The organism is Mycobacterium sp. 050134, from assembly GCF_036409085.1.
Lineage (GTDB): Bacteria > Actinomycetota > Actinomycetes > Mycobacteriales > Mycobacteriaceae > Mycobacterium.
In genome coordinates, this window is sequence record NZ_JAZGLV010000007.1 from 238,490 (window position 1) to 259,669 (window position 21,180).

Genomic DNA, 21,180 nt, shown 5'->3' on the forward strand with positions numbered 1-21,180 from the left:
GCTAGAGGGTGAGGTTGAAGTTGGGATCGGCCCCGTAGAGGGCTAGCGAGGCGAGCATCGCCACGACCACCACCGCGGCCAGCGAAAACCGCATCGATCGGCCGACGGCCTCACCGACGCCGACCGGTCCACCGCTGGCCGTGAAGCCGTAATAGCAGTGCGTGACCATCACGATCAGCGCGATGACGACCGCCTGGGCAAAAGACCAGGCCACGTCTTCGGGCCGCAGGAATGTCTGGAAGTAGTGGTTGTACGTGCCGCTCGATTGCCCGTAGATCAGCGTCGTCACCAGCTGGGGGGAGACGAACGCCATCACCATGGCCAGCCCGTACAGCGGCAGGATCACCACGGTCGCGGCGACGATCCTGGTCGACGCGAGGAACGCAACCGAGTTAACCCCCATGACCTCCAGCGCGTCGATCTCTTCGCTGATACGCATGGAGCCCAACTCGGCGGTGGCGCCGGCGCCGACCGTCGCGGCCAGCGCGATGCCGGACACGACGGGTGCGGCGATACGCACGTTGACCAGCGCGGCGAAAAACCCGGTAAATACTCCCACTCCGATGTTGCCCAGCGATGCGAAACCCTGGATGGCGACCAGTGAAGCGCCGGACAGTGTCACGAACGCGACGATCGCCACGGTTCCGCCGACCACCGCGAGCGCCCCGGTGCCCATGCCGATTTGGGCGATGAGCCGCAATGTCTCGGCCCGGTAGCGGCGCAATGCGGGGCCGAGTTGGCCGATGCACGACGCGGTGAACATGACCATCCGCCCGAACGCGTCCAGCGTGCGCACCGGGCTGCCGGCGTAGCGGTCGACGCCGATGACCATCCTTGGGAAGCGCGCGCGCACGACCGCGATTTCCGACATGTCAGTGCCCCGATCCGAAGCGCACGCCGATGGTGGTCAAGACGACGTTGACCGCGAAAAGTGCTATCACGCACAGGATCACGGTCTCGTTGACGGCGACGCCGACACCCTTGGGGCCTCCGGACACCGTCAGGCCGCGGTAGCAGCCCACCAGGCCCGCGATGAGTCCGAACGACACCGCCTTCACCGTCGCGATGATCAGTTCCGGGAGGCCGGTCACCAGGGTCAAGGTCGAGAGAAAGGCCCCGCCCGATACGCGTTGCAGGTAGACGCTGAAGCTGAAACTCCCGACCAGGCCGACGATGATCACCAGGCTGTTGAGGAGGCCGGCGACGAAGGTGGCCGCCAGGACCCGCGGCAACACCAAGCGGCGGATCGGATCGATGCCCATCGCCTCCAGGGCGTCGATTTCTTCCCGGATGGTCCGGGCGCCCAGGTCGGCGCAGATCGCGGTCGATCCGGTGCCGGCGACGACCAGCACCGTGGTCAGCGGACCGAGCTGCGTGACCGCGCCGAGTGCCGCGCCCGCACCCGAGATGTCGGCCGCGCCGAACTCGGCCAGCAAGACGTTCAAGGTGAACGTCAACAGCACGGTCAGCGGAATCGCGGCCATCATGGTCGGCAAGAACGTGACTCGCAGCAGAAACCAGCACTGCACGATCAGCTCGCGCCATTGCAATGGCCAGTGAAACAGCTCCCTACCGGTCAGCGAGCACATCCGGGCGAAGCCGCCGACCGCGGACAGCGGACCCGTCAACTGTCCGCCGACGTGGCTGAGCAGCCCCGTCGGGGCGGTCATGGTTGCCGCCCCGCGGGTTCACCAGCGAGCAGACCCGTCAGCGGCCCGAACATGGCCAGCGGCGCATGGATCGTTCGAGGCACTCACGTACTCACTTTCAGTCGATTGAAACGCTATGAGGGACGGGCCCGTTCGATTGGTGACGGCTGTATCGATTTGTCTCAGGACGGCATTCGGGTGTGAACCAGCAATCCGTACTCATCGACCACGTTCTCGTAGCGCCTCGCGACATAACCGGACACAGCTTCGGGTGCCATAGGAACCGGGGCGCCGGCAAACAGGGGCGCCAAGGCGTCGACTGCTTCCTTGGCTTTGGGTTGCCAATGCGCCAGCCAGCTATCGAAGACGCCGTGCAGACTGGCGTCGCGGTCGACCGCGTACGCGACGAGGGCCTCGGTCCAATCGTGGCTTCGACGGCTGTCGCGGTCGAACTCGGCGAGAAGATTGGCCAGGAATCGGTCGTCGTTGGCCGTGGCGAGCGCGGCGAGCTGCTCGTTGACCAGCCCGTCCAGCATCGGCTTGGCGGCGAGATTAAGAGCCGTGAAGGCCTCGCCCCAGTCGTAGGCGATGAGCATCTCCTCGAGGAGCCGACGGAGCGGTTGGAACGCCGGCGCCGACTCCCAGGGCCCGCGCGCGGTGGCTGTCTCGGCGAGTTCGTCACCATGGGCGTTGGCCAAGACCTTGGTCCAGTAGGCAATGCGCTGAATACGGCGCAACTCGTCGGAGGCCTGGAAATTGGCGCAGTTGGTGATGAACGACGACGGTGCCATCTGGCCCACGTAGAGTGCCGTCATCTGTAGCACGTGCAGCGGAAAACGCATGGGTACCAACAACGCTCGGAGCGTCGAGACCCACCCTGGGCTCAGCTGGCGCGCCGCATGTGACGCTTCGGCCTGATCGATGAGACCATCGACGTAGGTTTCGCGGTCGCGCTGCAAAGCGATGTAGTCCTTGTAGGTGAGCTTGTGTGGATCCCTGAACTGCTCCCAATCCTCGACCTGCAGCGGCGAACCCTCGCGGTTCTTCAAGTACCACTTGTTCAGCGGTGTGTCCGGGTCCATTTCGAACGGCGCGGGTTCGCGCCGGAAGTGGTAGTGAAACTTGCCCGTGACCGCCTCGTACGGGCTCGGCTTGCGCTTGACGTCGCCGAGCAGGCTCCACGTGCGGGGCGCGGGTCGCTTTGTCGCCACGGTCGTTACTCCCTTTCCAGGTGCCAGATGACCTCGTCGTCGCCGACGAGGATGCGGCCGGCGAAGCCGGCCAGATTCGGCTCGATGTCAGCCAATCGGAACGAGCGGCCGAGCTCACGCTCGAGCGAATCGCGGGTCAATCGGCAGCGCCACGGAGTCGTGATCCTGACGTAGCCGCCCTGGTCGTCCACCTCCACGTCGGCACCCGGGTTGTCGTCTTCGATCGCGCTGATCACTGCGTCGCAGAAGTCCGAGTCCACGCCCCGGACGATGGGCCCCACGCGTTTTGGCGCGGAAACGTGCTCATCGATCTGTGTCATGAAATCTCCTCATCAGCCCGCGAAGCGGTTGTAATGACGGTGACCGTCTTGGGGAATGCCGATCTGGATCTTCTGGCCGCTGACGCGCACCGGGAACGGATACAGCTGGCAACCGCTGGGGTTGATGCCCTTGCCACTGCGCAGATCGAACACCCAGGCGTGTCCGCCGCAGGTCAATTCGTTGGAATCACAATCCCATTGCCCGTCGACCAGGGAGATCTCCTGATGCGGGCACATCCCCTGGAATGCTTTGAGCTCACCGCCCAACAGGTGGGCGATCATGACCTCTTCGCCCTCCACGTCGAAGTCGAGGAGCTCGCCTTCCCATACCTCGTCGACGTCGGCGACGTCGACCCACCGGATCTCCGTCATTGTTCCTCGCCCGCGTAGAACGCCTCGACGAAGTCGAGCGGCGCGATCCCGGCGGTTGCCGGTGTGGCGTCGGGTGACAGCACGCGCCCCTTGAAGCGGACCCGCAAGGGCTTGTTCTGCGCAGCGACTCGCCGATTGACCGAGTGGTGGGCGATCTTTCCCGCAACCACGTCCATGGAATCGTCACTGTCGATGGGCACCAGGTTGAGGACGAAGTCTCCGGCGACCTGGCCTTGCACGGGCATCAATGCCATTGTGGTGGTGTCCTTTCCGGCGACGATCAACGCGCGACGAGTAGGGTCGGCTGCTCGAACGCCCATGCGCAATTGGTGGCGTCCTGCCCGGCCTCTTCGGGTGAGATACCCATGTAGGCCAACGCCCCATTGAGATCCGGGGGCTGGATCTGGCCGGCCAGGAAGCGGTCGACGATGCCGAGATGTCCCTGGAAACGGGCCGGGTTGAGCGTAAAGATCCACCGGCACGGCTCCGAGCAGAACGTGTAGCGCCGCCCCTGGTGGTCGTGGATGACGGGCGCCGGGCTGTCCAGGTGGCCGGCGTTGAATCCGGAGGGTGTGCACACCGGGATGTGACACATGTTGCAGACCATGGGCAGGGTTTCGGGCAGCGTCGCGGCGAGATTTCCGGATCGGACGTTCTCGGTGATGACGTCCCAGTACTTGCCGAACGAGTCGTTCCAGCCGGGATACTTCTCTTCCAGCCAATCCCGCTCCTGCGGCGAGACCCCCGCGTCGGGGTTCCACCACACGGTGGGTCGCCAGAACCACACCCCGAGGTGGTAGGCGTGGTGCAACCAGTTGATTTCCTTCTGGTAGTGGCTATCCCAGTACCACGGCTTCTCCAGCCCGAAGTCCCGGAACTGATCGACGAACTGCTTGTTGATCCATTCGTCCATGAATTCCTTGAACGAGTGGCGACGGTGCTCCAATGGCGTGTAGTAATCCATCGAGGTGCCGGTCAGGAGGGCGAACAGTTTCCACGACCGCCAGAACATGTGGTCGATCAGCTTCTGCGCGATGTCGCCGCGGCCGTTTTCGACCAGGATCTTCATCGTCGGCTCGCCCTGTTGGGCGTGGCGCGCCTCGTCGGTCTGGATGGAGGAAATGAGCGAGCTGAATTCGATGTCCCCGACGCCCAGCGCGTCGGCCGCCATGCCCAGGAACTGCAGGTTGGTGAACCCGGTCTCGAAGCAGAAAGTGAGCTGGATGGCGGTTGACACGGCGTCGTTGCCGGCGAACATGTCGTCGAACAGCGAGCGCGCCGCGATGACCCCCCACTCGTTGGTGTGGTAGGCCTTATGCGCCCAGTCGGCTTTCGGCTCCTTGGGCAGCAGCGTATAGGGGAAATAGGTCTGGATCTGGCCGTGGCGGGTCTCGTCGAGAGTTCCGTACAGGGCCATGTTGCGCCACGCCGCCGCCCGGCCGAACCGGCCCATCCGGGCCTCGCCGATTCCGGCGGTGTATTCGGCCACCGCGATGGCGCCGTAGTGCAGCAGGATGGCTGCCTTCCAGCCCGGGTCGAGCTGCTCATACAGCTTTGAGCGGTTCACGGCGGCGTTGATCGAATAGACACTGATGTCCTTGCCGACCTGGTTGTGGACGTACTCCGGGTACGTGATCTTGTAGGGCTCGTCCCAGGTCCACCACGCCTCGGTGGGCACGCCGAAGCTGTCCGACATCTCCTCGGGCCAGACCTGCGTTTCGGAGACATAGGAGAGATTCCAGTTCATGTCCCGGGTCAGGTCGTACCAGTCGGAGCGCGCTAGTTGCGGCATCGTTGCTGCCTTCCTGTGATCTGCGGCGTGATGGGTGCGAGGTCGTGGCTTGCATCACAGCTCTTGTGGTCGGAACTATCTCAACGGCGCCGGGCGGGCGACGGAAGACGTTCCGTAAAGAGGAACGCCCAGGGGCTTGACCGACGCGGCGTAGCCCAATTGACGGGCGTGTGAGCGCGCCGCTTGCGTTCCGTCGGGTCGCGTGGCGGCGCCCGAGAGTTCCGGCTGAAGTTGGCCGGCGAAATGTCACGGAGGCCGAATGACTCCCTTCATGTTGCGAGTGGGCGAGGCGCTCGAGCATCCCGCCGAGATCGACCTGCCACTCATCCGGTCCAGTCGGCCGATGCCGGCCGCGATCGGCACCGATGGCCACGTCGAGTGCCGTTCTCTGGCGGAGCAGTTGGTCTGTGAGGCCAATGTCGTTCTGGCCTCGAGCGGAAGGGAGAGGCTTTCGCTCACCGACGACGCGCTTGTCTCGACGTTGTCGTTCTGCATTTCTTATGCGGATCGGCAGGCGCGGATCGTCACGGACATCAGTCGAGCCGTCGCGACCGGCCACCTGTATGGCTTCGGTGCCCACCATCCCGGCGACGTCGAACTGACGGGGCCGGATCAAATCGAGCAGTTGATTCTGCTGCTCATCGGAGGACGGACCGGCGGGCCGGCTGAAAGCGCTGTTCCGGAACCCGGAACGTTAGCGCCGTGACGACCACCACGTTCGAGACTGATTGCTAGCCCAAACTCCAACCGAGCCAGTAGAACCCGGGAGACCTCCGTTGCAATACGAGCTCCGCCAGCAGGTGATAGAGCCTCGTCGTCAGGCCTTCACCCACCTCACCCGTCGCTTCGGCCAGCGGCCTGCCACCCGTTATGAGGAAGGCTCGATCGGCGTCCAGCCCACAGCGAACTTCCACTATCGACCGCTGTGGGACCCGACGCACGAGATCTACGACGCGGGCTTTTCGGCGCTGCGGCTGTCTGACCCCGACGCGTACACCGACCCCCGTCAGTACTTCTACACGCCCTACGTGGTGAACCGGGCGGCGCTGCACGACGCGTTCGGACGGAACTTGAGCTACGTCGTCGACCGCGGGCTGTTGAGGGCGATGCCCCAGGCATGGCAGGACATGATCGCCAAGACGGTGTTACCGCTGCGCTACTTCGAGTCGGGTGCGCAGCTGATCAGCGTTGCCGGCTCCAGGTATGCCTACGGCACCACCGTCGAACAGTGCCTGACGTACGCCGCATTCGACCGCATCGGCAACGCCCAGCTGCTGAGTCGGATCGGAATAGCCCTCGGCGACAACACCGATCAAGTGCTGGCGGCCACCCGACCGGCCTGGATGGACGATCCGGGGCTGCAGGGACTGCGGCGACTGATCGAAGAGCTTCTGGTCCAACCGGACTGGGCGGTGGCCGTGCTCGCCCTCGATGTCGCCGACCGCCTCCTGTACCCGCTGCTCACCAGCCATCTCGACGAAGCCGCCCTGCTCGGCGGAGCCGGGGCGTACAGCATGTTGATCCATCAGCTGGGCGCCTGGTATGCCGACCAGCGCAAGTGGCTCGACGCGCTGATCAGTGCCTGGCTGAACGACGCCGAGCACGGGCGGGCGAATACCGCGGTAGTGCAGGCGACGGTGCGCCGGTATGTGCCACAGATCGTCGCTGGCGTGCTGGATCTTGCCCAGGCGATGGACGCCCTCACCGATGTTGGAGCCGAGAAGTTCGTCGCGAGCGCGGCCGACCAACTCAACGCGGCGCTGTGTGTCGGTGCCACCGAACCGACGGAGGGTTGAAATGTCTGATGCGGCAACGCGAGAGGTCGGCGTAGATCTGCAGGAAGCGGGCGAGGATGTCTCTCGCATGGTCCGCGCCATCGAGAAGGACAACCCCGACTGCCGAGTGACCCATCACCCGGGACTGATCAAACTGAATTCTCCGGGCCGGCTGGTCATCCGTCGGGAGACCGTCGAGAAGGAATTGGCGCGGGAATGGGAAACGCACGAATTCCAGCTGGCGATCGTCTCGTACTACGGCAACATCGGCGAATACGACGACGATCAGATCGTCATCTCCTGGGACCACTGAGTCTGGCGCCGGGCCAACCAACCACCAAGCCTTCGGAAGGGGCATCGCCATGGCGAAGATGTCAATGAAAGCGCGGTATTCCGCTCTTACCCACGATCTTTCGTGGGAACCCAGCTATGTCAGCGAGGATGCGCTGTTTCCCCACACCAAGTTCGAAGGCATCACCGTCCACGACTGGTCGAAGTGGGAAGACCCGTTCCGCCTGACCGTCGACGCCTACTATAAGTACCAGGCCGAAAAGGACAAGCGGCTCTACGCCGTCCTCGACGGCTTCGGGCAGTCGCAGGGGCACCTGAGCCTTTCGGAGGCCCGGTACCTCAACGCCATGAAGTTGTTTCTGCAGGGCGTGACCCCGTTGGAGTACGCGGCACACCGTCATTTCGCCTACCTGGCGCGCCATCTCAACGGTGCCGGCCCGAGGTTCGCGGCCCTCTGCCAGTCGGTCGACGAAATGCGGCACGCCCAGACCCAAATCCACACACTGTCGAACTACAACAAGTACTACGGCGGTATGCACAACTTCGCCGAACAGTTCGACCGGGTCTGGTACCTTTCGGTGCCCAAGTCGTTCTTCGACGACGCCATTTCCGCCGGCCCATTCGAGTTCCTGATCGCCATCAGCTTCGCATTCGAATACCTGCTGACGAACCTCTTGTTCGTTCCGTTCATGAGCGGCGCGAGCTTCAACGGTGACCTGTCGACGATGACGTTCGGCTTCTCCGCGCAAAGCGACGAAAGCCGGCACATGACCTTCGGCTTGGAAGCCATCAAGTTCCTGCTCGAGCAGGACGAGTCGAACGTGGCCATCGTGCAGGGCTGGGTTGACAAGTGGTTCTGGCGTGGGTACCGACTCACCTCGCTGATCGCGGCGATGCTCGACTACATGTTGCCCCGGAAAGTCATCAGCTGGCGCGAAACATTCGACCTGTACTTCGAAAAGCAGATGCTCGACGGGCTCTTCCCCGATCTGGCCTATTACGGCATCAGGCCGCCCCGCCACGTCGACCACGCGATCGCGGAGAAGGACATCTACTCCCACCAGGTGTACTGGACGCTTTACCAGTTCTCCTTCGCGGCCGCATTCACCACGACGATCCCCGAACCCGAAGAGCTGGACTGGTTCTCGGCGCAGTACCCCGGCACGTTCGACACCTACTTTCGGCCGAAGTGGGAGAAGGCGGCGCGGATCGCCGAGTCCGGCGGCAGGCTTTGGTTCCAAGGCTTGCCCCAGCTATGCCAGGTGTGTCAGGTGCCGATGCTGTTCACCGAGCCGGGTGACCCGACCAGGATCTGCCAGCGCGGCACCGAGTACGAAGGAGAGTATTACAACTTCTGCTCCGACGGCTGCCAGTGGGTCTTCGAGCGCGAACCCGAGAAATACGTCCAGGCCTGGATGCCGGTCCACCAAATCTTCCAAGGCAATTGCGGCGGTCCCAGTGTTCCCGAGGTCCTTCGGTGGTACGGCGTGGAGGACGGCGACGGCGGCGAATACCTTGGATCGATCGACCATCGGAACTGGATCGGCTGGCACCGCGGCGCCGGCATCTCGACCGCAAGGGTTGGTAGCTGAAATGAGCGTACGGGCGATCGGTGCGTACAAGTTTCCCTCGCGGTCCAGGGCCGAGCTCTACGGCGACGATCAGCTCGTCCACGTCTGGTGGCGAGACAATTCGTTCCTCGCCTCGGCGGCGACTTTCCGCGTTCCCAAGGCGATGACGTTCGCGGAGTTCGTCACCACGGTCGTCGAACCCTGGGCCGCGTCCGACCCCGACTTCCGGGCGGGCTCGGAACGCGACTGGTTCATCGACGACAGCCCCCTGCAGGCCCGTGACGACTTGTCGCTGCACGAACTCGGTATCGGACACAAGCACACGCTGTCATTTCAGGTCGGCTGACATGCCGTTGGTGGCGGTCGAAGGCTACGACGTTGAAGTGGAAGCGCGGCCGGGTGAGCCGATCTTGGCGGTCCTGCGCCGCAAGGGATACACCTACAAGTTCGGGTGCCGGCGCGGGGGCTGCGGGGTGTGCATGGTGCACCTGGTTTCGGGTCAGGTGGATTACCCCAAGGCCGTCGCCGACACTGTGCTCTCCGCGGCAGACCGCCGCGGCGGGCAGTGTCTGAGCTGCCGTGCCGTCCCACTCACCGACGTCGTCATCCGGCTCGGTATCGGAGATCGTCTGCACACCAAGGCCATATTTCAGCTGGGCGGCCAGGGACTGTCTGTACCGAAAGGAAGCGACGCCAAATGAGTGTAATGCGTTTGGGATACGTCCATGCGCGGGTCACCGATCTCGAGGATGCGCTGCACCACTATCACGGCACCTTGGGCATGCAGAAGGTGGCCGAGGAGCCCGGGAGAGTCTTCCTGAAAGCCTGGGATGAGTACGACCACCATTCGCTGGTCCTCGAAGAGGGCGGCGTCGGCCTGGTCAAGCTGGGATACAAGGTGCGGCGTCCCGAGGACATCGAGGTATACGAGCGGCGGGCACAGGGCTTCGGGGTGACCACCCAACGGATGAGTCGCGGCGAGAACCTGGCCATCAGCGATGGATTGCGCATCGTCCTGCCGTCGGAGCACGTTCTCGAGCTCTACCATGGCGCGGAGCAGACGGGAACCGCTACCGGCGTGCTCAACCCCGAGGCGTGGCCGCGCGACCTCGTCGGCGTCGGCGTTCCTCGCCTCGATCACGCGTTGCTCACCGTCGAGGATCCCGACACCGTCGAGCGCTTCTTCCAAGAGGTCCTCGACTTCGGGACGGCCGAACGGTGGGTCACCGACCAGTCGGAGGATGGCGAGCTGATGGGCTCCTGGTTGTTCTGCTCCAACACCCCGCACGACATCGCCATGGTGCGCGGCCCCAACGGCAAGCTGCACCACTTCGCATTCCAGCTCGGCGACTGGAGTGAGATCCTGCGTGCCGGTGACCTTTTCGCCATGGATGACGTTTCGGTGGACGTCGGGCCGACCCGCCACGGCATCACGCGAGGGCAGACCATCTACTTCTTCGACCCATCGGGTAACCGCAACGAAGTCTTCGCGGGCGGCTACCAGACGTTCCCGGACTTCCCGACCATCACCTGGACCAACGAACAGCTGGACAAGGCGATCTTCTACATAGGGCGCGAAATCAACGACCGTTTCACCTCCGTCGTCACCTGACCCCGGTGGACGTCGACACCTTCTCGACACTGAACCTGGCGGGCGCCCAGCGGGTCGTCGACGGGAGCCTGTCGTTCGCACGGTCGACCCAGGTCCCCGTCTGTGTGGCCGTCACCGACCGCTCCGGGCACCTGCTGGCCTTCGCCCGGATGGACGGCGCGCCCCTGCTCGGGATGTCGATTGCTCGGGACAAGGCCCACACCGTGACCGCGTTCGGCGGGTTGGCCACGCACGAGTTGTTCGACCTGATCAAGGACGACCCAGCCGTGCTGCAGGGGATCGTCAAGACGGCCGGGCTGATCGTCTTCGGCGGAGGTGTCGCGGTGCGGTGCGGCGGGCAGCTGGTCGGCGCGGTCGGCGTGAGTGGCGGCACCGCCGAGCAGGACCTGCTCATCGCGCGGGCCGGTGCCGCCGTCGTTCGGTAGGCCGGTCCGTATAGCGGAACGCCTGCACGAGCCGATGCCGCCCGGCCCCACGATCGTCGATGTGACCCATATCCACACGGTGACCGTCGAGCCCCTCGGTGTCGAGGTCTCCTGCCGCTCCGACCAGTCGATCCTCGAGGCATGCCTGCGCCAGGGGATAAATCTGCCGCACGCGTGTACCCACGGCACCTGCGCGACCTGCAAGGTGGAAATCGTGGACGGCGACGTTGACCTGGGTGACGCATCGCCGTTCGCGCTGCTGGAATCCGAACGCGACGAGGGTAAAGCACTGATCTGCACCGCGCGGCCGAAGAGCGACGTCACGATCGAAGCCGACGTCGACGAGGAGGACGGCATTGTCTTCCACCCGGTGCGCGACTTCACCGCGACGGTGACCCTCGTCGAGGACTGCGCACCCGACATCCGCAAGGTCCATTTGCGGCTCGACGACGACATCGCGTTCAACGCAGGGCAATACGTCCAAGTGAAGATCCCCGGGCACCCGGTCACGCGCAGCTGGTCGATCGCCAGCCCGCCGGCGTCCTCGCGCGCGATCGAGCTCAACATTCGGCGCGTCGCGGGCGGACTGGGCACCGCGGGCTGGATATTCTCGGGCCTCGCCGAAGGGGATCCGGTGATGCTGACGGGTCCCTACGGCCGGTTCTTCCTCCGCGAGCACAGAACCGAGCCTGTCATCCTCATCGGCGGCGGGACGGGCCTGGCCCCGCTGAAATCGATTGTGCGCCACGTCCTCGGGACAAGCACCGCGCACAAGTTGTACCTCTATCACGGCGCGCGCACGCACGCGGACCTGTACGACGTCGACTATTTCACGGACCTGGAAGGACGCTCCGGCGGTCAGCTGACATATCGGCCGGTGCTCTCCGAGGAGCGCATAGCGGGTCTGCGACATGGCAACGTCACCGATGCCGTCGCCAACGACTTCGACGCCTGCTCCGGTCACGTCGCTTATCTGAGCGGGCCCCCGGCGATGGTGGAGGCGGCACTGAAGACGCTGATGAAGAAGCGGCTTTTTCCGCGCGATATCTACCGTGAGGATTTCTTCGATGCGTCTGACAACGCGACCGGCGGGGTACGCAGCCCACTGTTGAGGACGTCATGACAGCGCTGCTCATCCCAGATGTAGGCAAAACGATAGCGGCGAATGGAATCTCGACGAACTACCTCGAAGCCGGCACGGGGGAGCCGGTGGTTTTCATCCACGGTTCCGGGCCCGGCGTGAGCTCAGATGCCAACTGGCGATTGACACTTCCGGTGCTGGCCGGGCGATTCCACTGCTACGCACCGGACATGGTGGGGTTCGGCCTGACGGAACGCCCTGCCGGGTTCGCGTACAACCTGCAGAACTGGGTGGACCAGCTGCACGGATTTCTCGACTCCCTGCGACTGGGGAGTGTTTCGTTGGTGGGCAACAGCTTCGGTGGGGCGGTGGCGCTGCGTTTCGCCACCGACCACCCGGACCGGGTGAGCCGGCTCGCCCTAATGGGCAGTGTCGGCGTCCCGTTCGAGATCACCGAAGCGCTCGACGCCGTATGGGGCTACCAGCCGTCGTTGGGCGCCATGCGGAGGCTGCTGGACTATTTCGCCTACTCCCGCGAGCTGGTCACCGACGAGCTGGCCGACCTGCGGTACGCGGCCAGCGTCCGCCCGGGTTTTCAGGAGTCGTTCGCGGCCATGTTCCCCGCCCCGCGGCAGCGTTGGGTCGAAGCGCTCAGCACCCCGGACGAGCAGATCGCCGCGCTGCCGCACCGGACCCTGATTGTGCACGGGCGCGACGACCAGGTCATTCCGCTCGCGACTTCGCTGCGCCTGCACCAGCTCATCGAGGATTCTGAGCTGCACGTGTTCGGCCGGTGCGGGCACTGGACGCAGATCGAGCGGTCCGGGGCCTTCACCGAATTGCTGGGTCAGTTCTTGGCCGGCGGTGACGTGGCACCCGCAAACTCGTCAATTACTGGTGGGAAGGAGTGAGGTCGGTCATAATTTGCAGGCCAGCTACGCGACGGGAGCACACATGAGCATTGCCGCAGGAGCGCAGCCAGGCCAGCAAGACGTCCCCCGGCACCGAGACGACGCCCTGAAGTCGGTAGCCAACACCCTCGACGTTCTCGATTGCTTCCTCACCGACGACGAGCTGGGTGTGTCCGAGGTGGCGCGCAGCCTGGGCGTCGCGAAGAGCAGCGCTCACCGGATGCTCAGCACCCTGCTCAGCCGCGGGTTCGTGGAGCAAAACCCGTGCACCGGTCGCTACCGGCTCGGTCTGCACCTCTACGAATTGGGCCAACTATCGGTCAGTCGCAGCAGGCTGCGGCAGGCAGCGCTGCCGATCATGGAGGATCTGCGCCAGCGCACCGGCCACACGATCCACCTCGGGGTCGCCGACGGCCCCGACGTGGTCCACTTGGAACGGCTGCAATCCCGCGAAGGCCTCGACCTCCTCGACGCCCTGCCGCGTCGGTTCCCCACACACTGCTCGTCCACCGGCAAGGTGCTCGCGGCCTTCGACCCGGCGGTCGCGGAGGCACGGCGGCGCGCCACCTTCCCCGCCATCACGTCCAGTTCGGTGAGAAGTGCCCAGGAATGGGAGACCACTCTCGCCAAGATCCGGCGGGCCGGCGTCGCGGTGAACCGCGACGAGGTCGCGACCGGAGCCATGTCGGTGGCCGCACCGATCTATGACGGCGTCGGCCGCGCTCGGGCGGCGCTGTCGATCGTGGGCCGCACCGAGGTCATGGAACGCTGCGAGCAGCACTTCACCCGTCTGGTCGTGGAGGCGACGCGACGCCTGGGCCGGCTCGTGCCCTGGGAGACATAGGCGCGAGCCCGGTGTTGGGCATCGAGGACTTCATCACCGACGAGTGGTATCCCGGCTTCGCCCCATCGTTCGGTCATTCGCCGTACATCGTGGAGCCCTTCCGGAGCTTCGGCGCCGCCGACAACGACCGGTTCTGGTTTCTGGACTTCCACTGGGCGCGCGGGCTGACCCCGCTGGGGATGATCTGGAACGAAGACGGCTACTCCTGGGGCACCCAATGGGCCGCGGAGCAGATGCCCTTGCCGACCGGGCGGGGAATGACACAACGAATCGCCGGCACGCATACCTACGCGGCGGTCATTCCCGTCCGCAACAAACGCGAAATCGCCGCCCGTGACAAGCGGGTGCGCGCCTACCTGCCCGGGTTCCTGGACCGCTTCGACCTGATCTGGCGGCAGCGTCGCTCCGAAATCGAAATCGGCTGGCAATCCTTGCGGTCACGGGACGTGTCGGCGCTGTCCGACGATGAGCTCGTGGCGATGCTGGGCGACGCCCGTTACTACTACCGGCGGCTGTTCGAGATCCACTTCGAGATGATGTATCCGCTGCTCTCCAACTATCTCGGGTTTCGCGGCGTGTGCCGTGAGCTTGGAATCGAGACGGCGACCGTCGCGAAGTTCTTGCAGGGTTACGAAACGAAGATCAGCGAGACGGACCGGGCGTTGTGGCAACTGGCGGCCGATGCCCGCTCGGCGGGGATCGAGCGGCTGTTCGCCGCGACACCGCCAGACGAACTGGCCGCGGCGCTAGCGCGGGACGCCGGCAGCAGGGGCTGGCTGCGCCGGCTCGCCGATTTCCTGGACCTCTACGGCTACCGCACCGCGGGGACGGCCGATGTCGCGCTGCCGAGCTGGGTAGAAGACCCCACGCCGGTACTCGGCACCGTCGCCGAGTTCCTCCGGCAGCAGCGTCCCCACGATTTCGATGCGGCGCACGCCGCCGCGGTCGAGGAACGCGAGACGGCCATCGACGAAACCCGAAGCCACCTGACCCGGCGCGAGCAACAGGTGTTCGACGCCGGTCTGATCTCGGTGCAGCACGCCAATTTCCCGTGGTGGCAGGACGACCACAACTACTACATCGACCTGCGCGCTTCCCTTCCGGTGCGCTGGGCGGCCTTGGAGCTGGCCGAGCGGCTGGGGACCGACCGCTACGACGACACCATGTTCCTGTTCTGGCCGGAATTGATGGCGGTGGCCGCGCGGCAGCGCGGCTACTACGGACTGCAAAAAGTCATCGACGCGCGGCGGCAGTACTTCGACCACTGGCACGAACGCCGATCAGAGATGCCCAAAGTGCTTGGCGCCGTTCCGGATACGATCGACGATCCGCTTCTGATCGAGATCTACGGGCTCGACCAGGGGTACATGGACGCCGTTCGTACCGAGATGGCCGGCGTCCGGGTGACCTCGCTTCGTGGAATACCCGCCGCGCGCGGCTGCGCGCGGGGCCGCGCCCGGGTCCTGCGGGAAGCCGGTGACCTCGACAAGCTGACCGCGGGCGAAATTCTCGTCTGCGAATCGACCTCGGCCTGTTGGACATCGGTGTTCAGCCGGATCGCGGGCTGTGTGTGCGACAGCGGTGGTGCGCTGTCGCACGCGGCGATCGTCGGCAGGGAATACGGGGTGCCCACCGTGACCGCGTGCGGGGTGGCGACGTCCACGATCCGGGATGGCGACGAGGTTCTTGTCGACGGGTCCACCGGCTCCGTCACTATCCTGCGGGAGCGCAAATGAGCACAGTGATCGACCTTGTGCAGGCGACCAACGACGACGCCGGCCCGAAGATGGGCCGCTTGGGCGAACTCGTCCGCCGCGGCATGCGGGTTCCGGCCGGCTTCGTCGTCACCCGGCTGGCCTATCAGCTGAGTCGCGAGCAGGTTGACGCGCGGCTGGACACCGAGATCTCCGCCGCCTATCAGCGGTTGTCGGCCGGCGTGGACAAGCCCGTCGTGGTGCGCAGCTCGGCACTCGACGAGGACGGGGCCGACGCGAGCTTCGCCGGCGTGTACGAGAGCTATCTAGGTGTGCTGGGAGCCGAACAGGTCGTCGCGGCCGTGCACGCCTGCTGGGAGGGGCTGCACAGCACTCGGGCGGTCGCCTACCGGGAGCAGCGGACAAACTCCGACCCCACGCCCTCGATGGCCGTCGGGGTCATGCTGATGGTGCCCGCGCGCGCCTCGGGTGTCGCCTTCACCATCGACCCGGTGACCGGGCGCGACGATCGGCTCATCATCGAGGCCAGCTGGGGTTTCGGTGAGCCGGTGGTCGACGGCGTGGTCACTCCGGACCGTATCGAGGTCGCCGACGACGGGCGCATTCTCCGTTACGAGACCGGCGACAAGCGAGTTGCCTTGTGGTACGCCGACAACGGGCGGATGGACCACGTTGCGCTGCCTCCAGGCCAGGCACGCGCGCCGGCGTTGACTACCGGCGACGTGGCCGCGGTCTGCGAGCGGGTGAGAGCCGTCGCAGCACTGGCGGGTCAGCCGGTGGACTGCGAGTGGGTGCTCGACGACTCGGCGGAGGCGTGGATCGTGCAATGGCGTCCGGTGACGGCGGTGCCCGCCACCCACGATCTGGCATGGGACCCAGCCGAATACGCGGCGCGCTACGCATTCCGGTCTTCCCGCGGCTAGCCGTTCCGCGGCCCGGAACGTTGCCGGTAGCAGCCGTGCGGCGTGCCTAGAGTTCCACGCGTGCAGCACGCCGGAATTGGGCTGGCCCCTGGAACCTCCGACGCCCTCGACGCAGCGGCTCAGGAGCTGCTGGCGGCGTACCGGACGCGTCAGCCGATCGCCCCCCTCGCGGTGACTTTCCCGCGGTTCACCGTCGACGACGCCTACCGGATACAGCTGGCCCAGGTGCGGCACTGGTCCGCCGACGGGCGCCGGGTGGTGGGCCGCAAGGTCGGCTTGACCAGTCCGGCCATGCAGGCCCAGATGAAGGTGACCCAACCCGACTTCGGCCATCTGATGGACGACATGTTCTTCGCCGAGCACGTCGCGATACCCGGCGAGCGATTCCTGCAGCCCCGCGCCGAACCGGAAGTCGCGTTCGTCCTCCGGCGCGACCTCGCCGGTCCCGGCGTCACCGTCGCCGCGGCCGCCGCCGCCGTCGATTTCGTCCTGCCGGCGCTGGAAATCATCGACTCGCGCATCGCCGACTGGCGGATCGGAATCGTCGACACGATCGCCGACAACGCGTCCAGCGGCGGAGTCGTGCTGGGCAGCACGGCCCGTCGGATCAGCGAGGTCGATCTGCGATTGGGCGGCTGCATCATCCACCGTAACGGCGAGATCGCCGGCACCGGTGCGGGCGGGGCGGTGCTTGGGTCGCCGCTCAATTCATTGGTGTGGCTCGCAAACGTTCTCGGGAAACTCGGTGATGGCCTGTTGGCCGGTCAGGTGATCTTGCCGGGGTCCATCACCGCGTCGATACCGTTCGAGAGCGGCGACGTCATCACCGCCACCATGGCCGGACTCGGATCGGTCACCTCGGTGATCGCAGCGTCCAGCGGGCCCGCGACGAAGCCGGAGAAATCGTGACGACATGGTCGATCGACCGGGCGGCCACCGAACTGTTGGCCGCCGAGGACAGCAGAATCGATCGGGGCCCAATCACCGCCGAATGGGCCGAGCTCGATGTCAGCACCGCCTATGCGGTCCAGGACGAGACATTGCGGCGCCGCCTGGCCCGCGGCGAGAAATTGATCGGCGTCAAATTGGGCCTGACCAGCCGAGCCAAGCAGCGACGGATGAACGTCAACTCGCCTCTGGTGGCGTGGCTTACCGACGCAATGGTTTTGCCCGCGGGAGAGGCGGTTCCGCAGCAGGAGTTCATCCACCCACGAGTTGAGCCCGAGATCGTCTTCGTCATGAGGCGTCGGCTCGCCGGCCCGGGGGTGACCGCCGCCGAGGCGTTGACCGCCGTTGAGGCGGTGTACGGCGGCGCGGAGATCATCGACTCCCGTTACCGGGACTTCCGGTTCACCCTCGCCGACGTCATCGCCGACAATGCGTCGTCGGGTGGCTTCGTGCTCGGCCCGGTGGCCCGCGGGCCGTTCGACATCGACCTGGGATTGGAGGCAGTGCTGGTGGAAGCCGACGGCAGAGTCGTGGATTCCGCGACGGGTGCGGCCGTGCAGCACCACCCGGCCGAGGCACTCGCGTTGGCGGCCAACGACCTTGGCCGCCGTGGCAAGGCGATCGAGGCCGGACAGCTTGTGCTGACCGGAGGCATGACGGACGCCCTGCCCGCGGGTCCCGGCACCCGCACGGCCTTCCACTTCACGACGCTCGGATCGATCTTCGTCTCTGGGGGACAGTGATGCCGCTCGTACAGGTAACCCTCGCGCAGGGCCGCAGCCCAGAGCAGCTGCGGGCCCTGATAAGCAAGCTCACCGAGGCCGTGGTGGATGCGGTCGATGCGCCGAAGCAAAACGTCCGCGTTGTCGTCTACGAGGTTCCCGCCACCCACTGGGCTGCCGGCGACGTGACGTTGCAGGAACGGACGATTGGAAAAGAGTCATGACGGACCTGCCGTTCTTCGGACACGTGATCGACGGGGCCGAAACATCACCGGCGGTCGGTGACCGGTTCGATTCGATCGACCCCTGGACCCGCCGGCCGTGGGCGTGTGCGGCCCTCGGCGGCAAGGCCGAGGCGGACGCCGCCGTCGCCGCGGCGCGCCGGGCGTTCGACGACGGCCCCTGGCCCCGAATGGGTTTCGCCGAGCGGGGCCGGTTGTTGCACCGGCTTGCCGATCTGCTCGACGAACACGCCGACGAGCTGGCGGCAGCCGACTCCCACGACATGGGCAAGCCCGTCACCCAGGCTCGCCACGACGTGGCCCGCTCGGCCATGAATTTCCGGTTCTTCGCCGACCACGCCCGCTTGTCGACCGGCGAGACGCTTCCGATGGACCCGAATCACCACAGTTACACCCGGTTCGAGCCGGCCGGGGTGGTGGCGGCCATCGCCCCGTGGAACTTCCCACTGATGCTCGAGACCTGGAAGATTGCGCCGGCCCTGGCCTGGGGAAACACCGTGGTCCTCAAACCGGCGGAGGATACGCCCGCGTCGGCGACGATCCTGGGCCGGCTGGCCTCGCGGGCGGGCCTGCCCCCCGGCGTCCTCAACGTCGTCCAAGGTTACGGCCCCGAGTCGGCCGGGGCCGCGCTCACCGAGAATCCCGGCGTCGACCGGATCACGTTTACCGGCGAGTCCGGCACCGGGCGCGTCATCGCCAAAGCCGCAGCGGTCAACCTGACTCCGGTCAGCCTCGAACTGGGCGGTAAGGGCGCCAACATCGTGTTCGAGGACGCCGAGATCGATAACGCCGTGTCGTGGTCGATTCAGGCGATCTTCCGTAATGCGGGTCAAGTGTGCCTGGCGGGTAGCCGACTGTTCGTTCACCGCGGCATCTACGACGTGTTCCTTGAACGCTACGTAGATGCCGCGGAACGCCTGGTGATCGGCGACCCGGCCAAGGCGGAAACCGAATTCGGGCCGCTCGCCTCGCAGGAGCACTACGCCAAGGTGTGCCGCTACCTCGAGCTCGTCGAGGCCGACGGAGGCAAGATCCGCACGGGGGGCGTGGGTGAGGGCTGGGTCATCAAACCGACCGTCGTGACCGATCTGGCCGACACCTCACGAGTGGTGTGTGAGGAGATCTTCGGGCCGGTGGTGGCGATCCTGCCGTTCGACTCTGAGCGGGAAGCGATCTCGCGCGCCAACAACAGCCGCTACGGGCTCAACGCGATGGTCTTTACCGAGAACCTCAACCGGGCCCACCGGGTGGCCGCCCAACTTTCGGCCGGAACCGTCTGGGTGAACTGCTTTTTCATCCGGGACCTGCGCGCCCCGTTCGGCGGGGTGGGTGACTCCGGTATCGGGCGCGAGGGAGGCAACTTCAGCCGGGAGTTCTTTACCGAGCCCAAAGCGGTTGTCATGCAGATCGGCCCGGACAGGGTATAGCGAGGAGCGGCTGCCCTCAGCCGAAACTGTCGTAGTGAATACGGTCAAGCTGTATTCCGTTGTCGACCAACAACCGTCGCACGGCGTTGGTCATTGCCGGGGGTCCGGCAATGTAGAAATCTGCCCCACCCAGCTCGCCGAGCATCGGATCCACCGCGTGGGTCGCCAAACCCTGGACACCCCTCCAGCCATCGTGGGCGCTCGTCAACGCTCCGACCAGGTCCGCGTCGGGGAGGGTCCCCACCAAGCCGGCCAGCTCGTCCCAGCAGACGAGTTCGTCGCGAATATTGGCTCCGTAGACCACCCGCACCGGCCTGCCATCGGCGGCGCCGGCCAGGCGGCGCAACATGCCAAGAATGGGTGCGATGCCGGTTCCGCCCGCCACCAGGCACACCGGTGCCTCGGTATCGCGAACCCACATGTCGCCGTAGGGCATTTCCAGGTGCACGACTTCGCCCAGTTCAAGTGCCGAAACGGCCTCACTGCCGGCGCGCCCGGGATAACGCTTCATGACGAATTCGACCTCGGGCGAACCGCTGAGATTCGACATCGAATAGCAGCGGCGCAGCCCACCACCGAGATCGACGACGGCGTGCTGTCCCTCGAAGAAGGGTACGAACCGATCCATGGCGAAGCGCAGCCGGAAGATGTCGGGGCCGATCTCGTCCCGGGCGCAAAGCTCGGCCACGCGGCGCTCGGTGGCCAGCCCCGCGCGCGGCGATGACTCGACCCAGGTCGGTCTGACAACCAGGTCCGTCAGCGCCGCACTCTGACACGCCAGGAATCGCGCACGACGGGCGTCGCGGGGGCTGATCGACGGAGCCTCGGCGAACAGGGAATCGACCTTGCCCTCGACCAGGGTCATCTTGCAGCTGCCGCAGCTGCCCCAACCGCATTCGAACGGCACCCATACCCCCGCGCGCAAGGCGCCGGCCAGAATCCGCTCGCCCTCGGCGACGTCGAAACTGGCATCGCTATCGGCGATGGCGATGCGGCGGATCACGTCGTCGGCCAACCGGGTCCTTTCGCTTGACGGCTTCCCCAGAGACTCCGACACCGCGCGCACCGGGCGGGCGTTCGTTCCACCGACCGGAACGTCCTCCGCTGCCCGATCTTTCCGGCCAGCGGAACGCACTCGCTCCGTTTCGGGACCATCGCGTAGATTTCCCACGCCGGGAAGGTGCGGTGAATTCGTGCCGCGCTCAGTGTGATTGGGTACTACGCCAGAGGAGAACCATGGCTCGGAAGAGCTCGGTGGCCATTGTCGGGTCGGGCAATATTAGTACTGACCTGCTGTATAAGTTGTTGCGGTCGCAGTGGTTGGAGCCGCGGTGGATGGTGGGTATTGA

The 21,180-nt window shown here is 65.7% G+C and carries 25 protein-coding genes and 1 pseudogene; 18 read left to right on the forward strand and 8 right to left on the reverse strand.

All coding sequences use genetic code 11. The features are described from left to right. Position 1 precedes the first annotated feature (1 nt). From SKC42_RS10755 to SKC42_RS10785, 7 genes are all read right to left on the reverse strand, one after another. Positions 2-871, reverse strand: coding sequence for an MlaE family ABC transporter permease (locus SKC42_RS10755; RefSeq protein ID WP_330964280.1), 870 nt, complete (start codon positions 869-871; stop codon positions 2-4). Between the two features lies 1 nt (position 872). Beyond that, complete coding sequence (locus tag SKC42_RS10760) at positions 873-1,670, reverse strand: MlaE family ABC transporter permease (RefSeq protein WP_330964281.1); 798 nt, start codon at positions 1,668-1,670, stop codon at positions 873-875. A 161-nt stretch (positions 1,671-1,831) separates the two neighbouring features. Then, positions 1,832-2,860 (reverse strand): toluene hydroxylase, encoded by a 1,029-nt coding sequence (locus SKC42_RS10765; RefSeq protein WP_330964282.1) that lies wholly within the window; start codon positions 2,858-2,860, stop codon positions 1,832-1,834. A gap of 5 nt (positions 2,861-2,865) precedes the next feature. Next, entirely contained in the window at positions 2,866-3,180 is a 315-nt protein-coding gene (locus SKC42_RS10770; protein ID WP_330964283.1) for an MmoB/DmpM family protein, read from the reverse strand. Positions 3,181-3,192: 12 nt separating this feature from the next. Further along, a complete protein-coding gene (locus tag SKC42_RS10775) occupies positions 3,193-3,552 on the reverse strand; it encodes a Rieske 2Fe-2S domain-containing protein (protein WP_330964284.1) in 360 nt (119 codons plus the stop codon). Further along, complete coding sequence (locus SKC42_RS10780) at positions 3,549-3,797, reverse strand: toluene-4-monooxygenase system B family protein (protein ID WP_330964285.1); 249 nt, start codon at positions 3,795-3,797, stop codon at positions 3,549-3,551. Before SKC42_RS10780 ends, SKC42_RS10775 begins: the two co-directional genes overlap by 4 nt. A gap of 35 nt (positions 3,798-3,832) precedes the next feature. Then, complete coding sequence (locus SKC42_RS10785; RefSeq protein ID WP_330964286.1) at positions 3,833-5,344, reverse strand: aromatic/alkene/methane monooxygenase hydroxylase/oxygenase subunit alpha; 1,512 nt, start codon at positions 5,342-5,344, stop codon at positions 3,833-3,835. Positions 5,345-5,603: 259 nt separating this feature from the next. Here SKC42_RS10785 and SKC42_RS10790 point away from each other — a divergent pair, with 259 nt between their 5' ends. From SKC42_RS10790 to SKC42_RS10870, 17 genes are all read left to right on the forward strand, one after another. Continuing rightward, positions 5,604-6,050, forward strand: coding sequence for a hypothetical protein (locus tag SKC42_RS10790; protein WP_330964287.1), 447 nt, complete (start codon positions 5,604-5,606; stop codon positions 6,048-6,050). A 70-nt stretch (positions 6,051-6,120) separates the two neighbouring features. Beyond that, a complete protein-coding gene (locus SKC42_RS10795; RefSeq protein ID WP_330964288.1) occupies positions 6,121-7,140 on the forward strand; it encodes a phenol 2-monooxygenase in 1,020 nt (339 codons plus the stop codon). Position 7,141: 1 nt separating this feature from the next. Next, positions 7,142-7,432 (forward strand): MmoB/DmpM family protein, encoded by a 291-nt coding sequence (locus tag SKC42_RS10800; protein ID WP_330964289.1) that lies wholly within the window; start codon positions 7,142-7,144, stop codon positions 7,430-7,432. A 49-nt stretch (positions 7,433-7,481) separates the two neighbouring features. Then, a complete protein-coding gene (locus SKC42_RS10805) occupies positions 7,482-9,002 on the forward strand; it encodes a YHS domain-containing protein (protein WP_330964290.1) in 1,521 nt (506 codons plus the stop codon). Between the two features lies 1 nt (position 9,003). Beyond that, positions 9,004-9,327 carry a phenol hydroxylase subunit P4 gene (locus SKC42_RS10810; protein WP_330964291.1) on the forward strand — a complete coding sequence of 108 codons (324 nt, stop codon included), beginning with the start codon at positions 9,004-9,006 and terminating at the stop codon, positions 9,325-9,327. A gap of 1 nt (position 9,328) precedes the next feature. Then, positions 9,329-9,682 carry a 2Fe-2S iron-sulfur cluster-binding protein gene (locus SKC42_RS10815; protein WP_330964292.1) on the forward strand — a complete coding sequence of 118 codons (354 nt, stop codon included), beginning with the start codon at positions 9,329-9,331 and terminating at the stop codon, positions 9,680-9,682. Beyond that, positions 9,679-10,593 (forward strand): catechol 2,3-dioxygenase, encoded by a 915-nt coding sequence (locus tag SKC42_RS10820; protein ID WP_330964293.1) that lies wholly within the window; start codon positions 9,679-9,681, stop codon positions 10,591-10,593. Before SKC42_RS10815 ends, SKC42_RS10820 begins: the two co-directional genes overlap by 4 nt. A gap of 5 nt (positions 10,594-10,598) precedes the next feature. After that, on the forward strand, positions 10,599-11,018 hold the full coding sequence (locus tag SKC42_RS10825) for a GlcG/HbpS family heme-binding protein (RefSeq protein ID WP_330964294.1): 420 nt from the start codon (positions 10,599-10,601) through the stop codon (positions 11,016-11,018). Between the two features lie 61 nt (positions 11,019-11,079). Next, entirely contained in the window at positions 11,080-12,141 is a 1,062-nt protein-coding gene (locus SKC42_RS10830) for an NADH:ubiquinone reductase (Na(+)-transporting) subunit F (RefSeq protein WP_330964295.1), read from the forward strand. Beyond that, positions 12,138-13,010 (forward strand): alpha/beta fold hydrolase, encoded by an 873-nt coding sequence (locus SKC42_RS10835; RefSeq protein WP_330964296.1) that lies wholly within the window; start codon positions 12,138-12,140, stop codon positions 13,008-13,010. The genes SKC42_RS10830 and SKC42_RS10835 overlap by 4 nt, the downstream gene beginning before the upstream one ends. Before the next feature lie 43 nt (positions 13,011-13,053). Continuing rightward, complete coding sequence (locus tag SKC42_RS10840) at positions 13,054-13,854, forward strand: IclR family transcriptional regulator (RefSeq protein ID WP_330964297.1); 801 nt, start codon at positions 13,054-13,056, stop codon at positions 13,852-13,854. An 11-nt stretch (positions 13,855-13,865) separates the two neighbouring features. Next, positions 13,866-15,590, forward strand: coding sequence for a PEP-utilizing enzyme (locus SKC42_RS10845; protein WP_330964298.1), 1,725 nt, complete (start codon positions 13,866-13,868; stop codon positions 15,588-15,590). Next, complete coding sequence (locus SKC42_RS10850) at positions 15,587-16,492, forward strand: PEP/pyruvate-binding domain-containing protein (protein WP_330964299.1); 906 nt, start codon at positions 15,587-15,589, stop codon at positions 16,490-16,492. Before SKC42_RS10845 ends, SKC42_RS10850 begins: the two co-directional genes overlap by 4 nt. Before the next feature lie 60 nt (positions 16,493-16,552). After that, on the forward strand, positions 16,553-17,401 hold the full coding sequence (locus tag SKC42_RS10855) for a 2-keto-4-pentenoate hydratase (protein WP_330964300.1): 849 nt from the start codon (positions 16,553-16,555) through the stop codon (positions 17,399-17,401). After that, the gene (locus SKC42_RS10860; protein ID WP_330964301.1) at positions 17,398-18,183 is read left to right on the forward strand and encodes a 2-keto-4-pentenoate hydratase; all 786 of its coding nucleotides are present in this window, start codon (positions 17,398-17,400) and stop codon (positions 18,181-18,183) included. The genes SKC42_RS10855 and SKC42_RS10860 overlap by 4 nt, the downstream gene beginning before the upstream one ends. Next, complete coding sequence (locus SKC42_RS10865) at positions 18,183-18,386, forward strand: 2-hydroxymuconate tautomerase (protein WP_330964302.1); 204 nt, start codon at positions 18,183-18,185, stop codon at positions 18,384-18,386. Before SKC42_RS10860 ends, SKC42_RS10865 begins: the two co-directional genes overlap by 1 nt. Continuing rightward, complete coding sequence (locus tag SKC42_RS10870; RefSeq protein WP_330964303.1) at positions 18,383-19,831, forward strand: aldehyde dehydrogenase; 1,449 nt, start codon at positions 18,383-18,385, stop codon at positions 19,829-19,831. The genes SKC42_RS10865 and SKC42_RS10870 overlap by 4 nt, the downstream gene beginning before the upstream one ends. 16 nt (positions 19,832-19,847) lie before the next feature. Here SKC42_RS10870 and SKC42_RS10875 read toward each other — a convergent pair whose 3' ends face one another. Further along, entirely contained in the window at positions 19,848-20,846 is a 999-nt protein-coding gene (locus tag SKC42_RS10875) for a 2Fe-2S iron-sulfur cluster binding domain-containing protein (RefSeq protein ID WP_330964304.1), read from the reverse strand. A 221-nt stretch (positions 20,847-21,067) separates the two neighbouring features. Here SKC42_RS10875 and SKC42_RS10880 point away from each other — a divergent pair. Beyond that, positions 21,068-21,180: pseudogene (locus SKC42_RS10880) on the forward strand (acetaldehyde dehydrogenase (acetylating)); the annotation flags it as partial.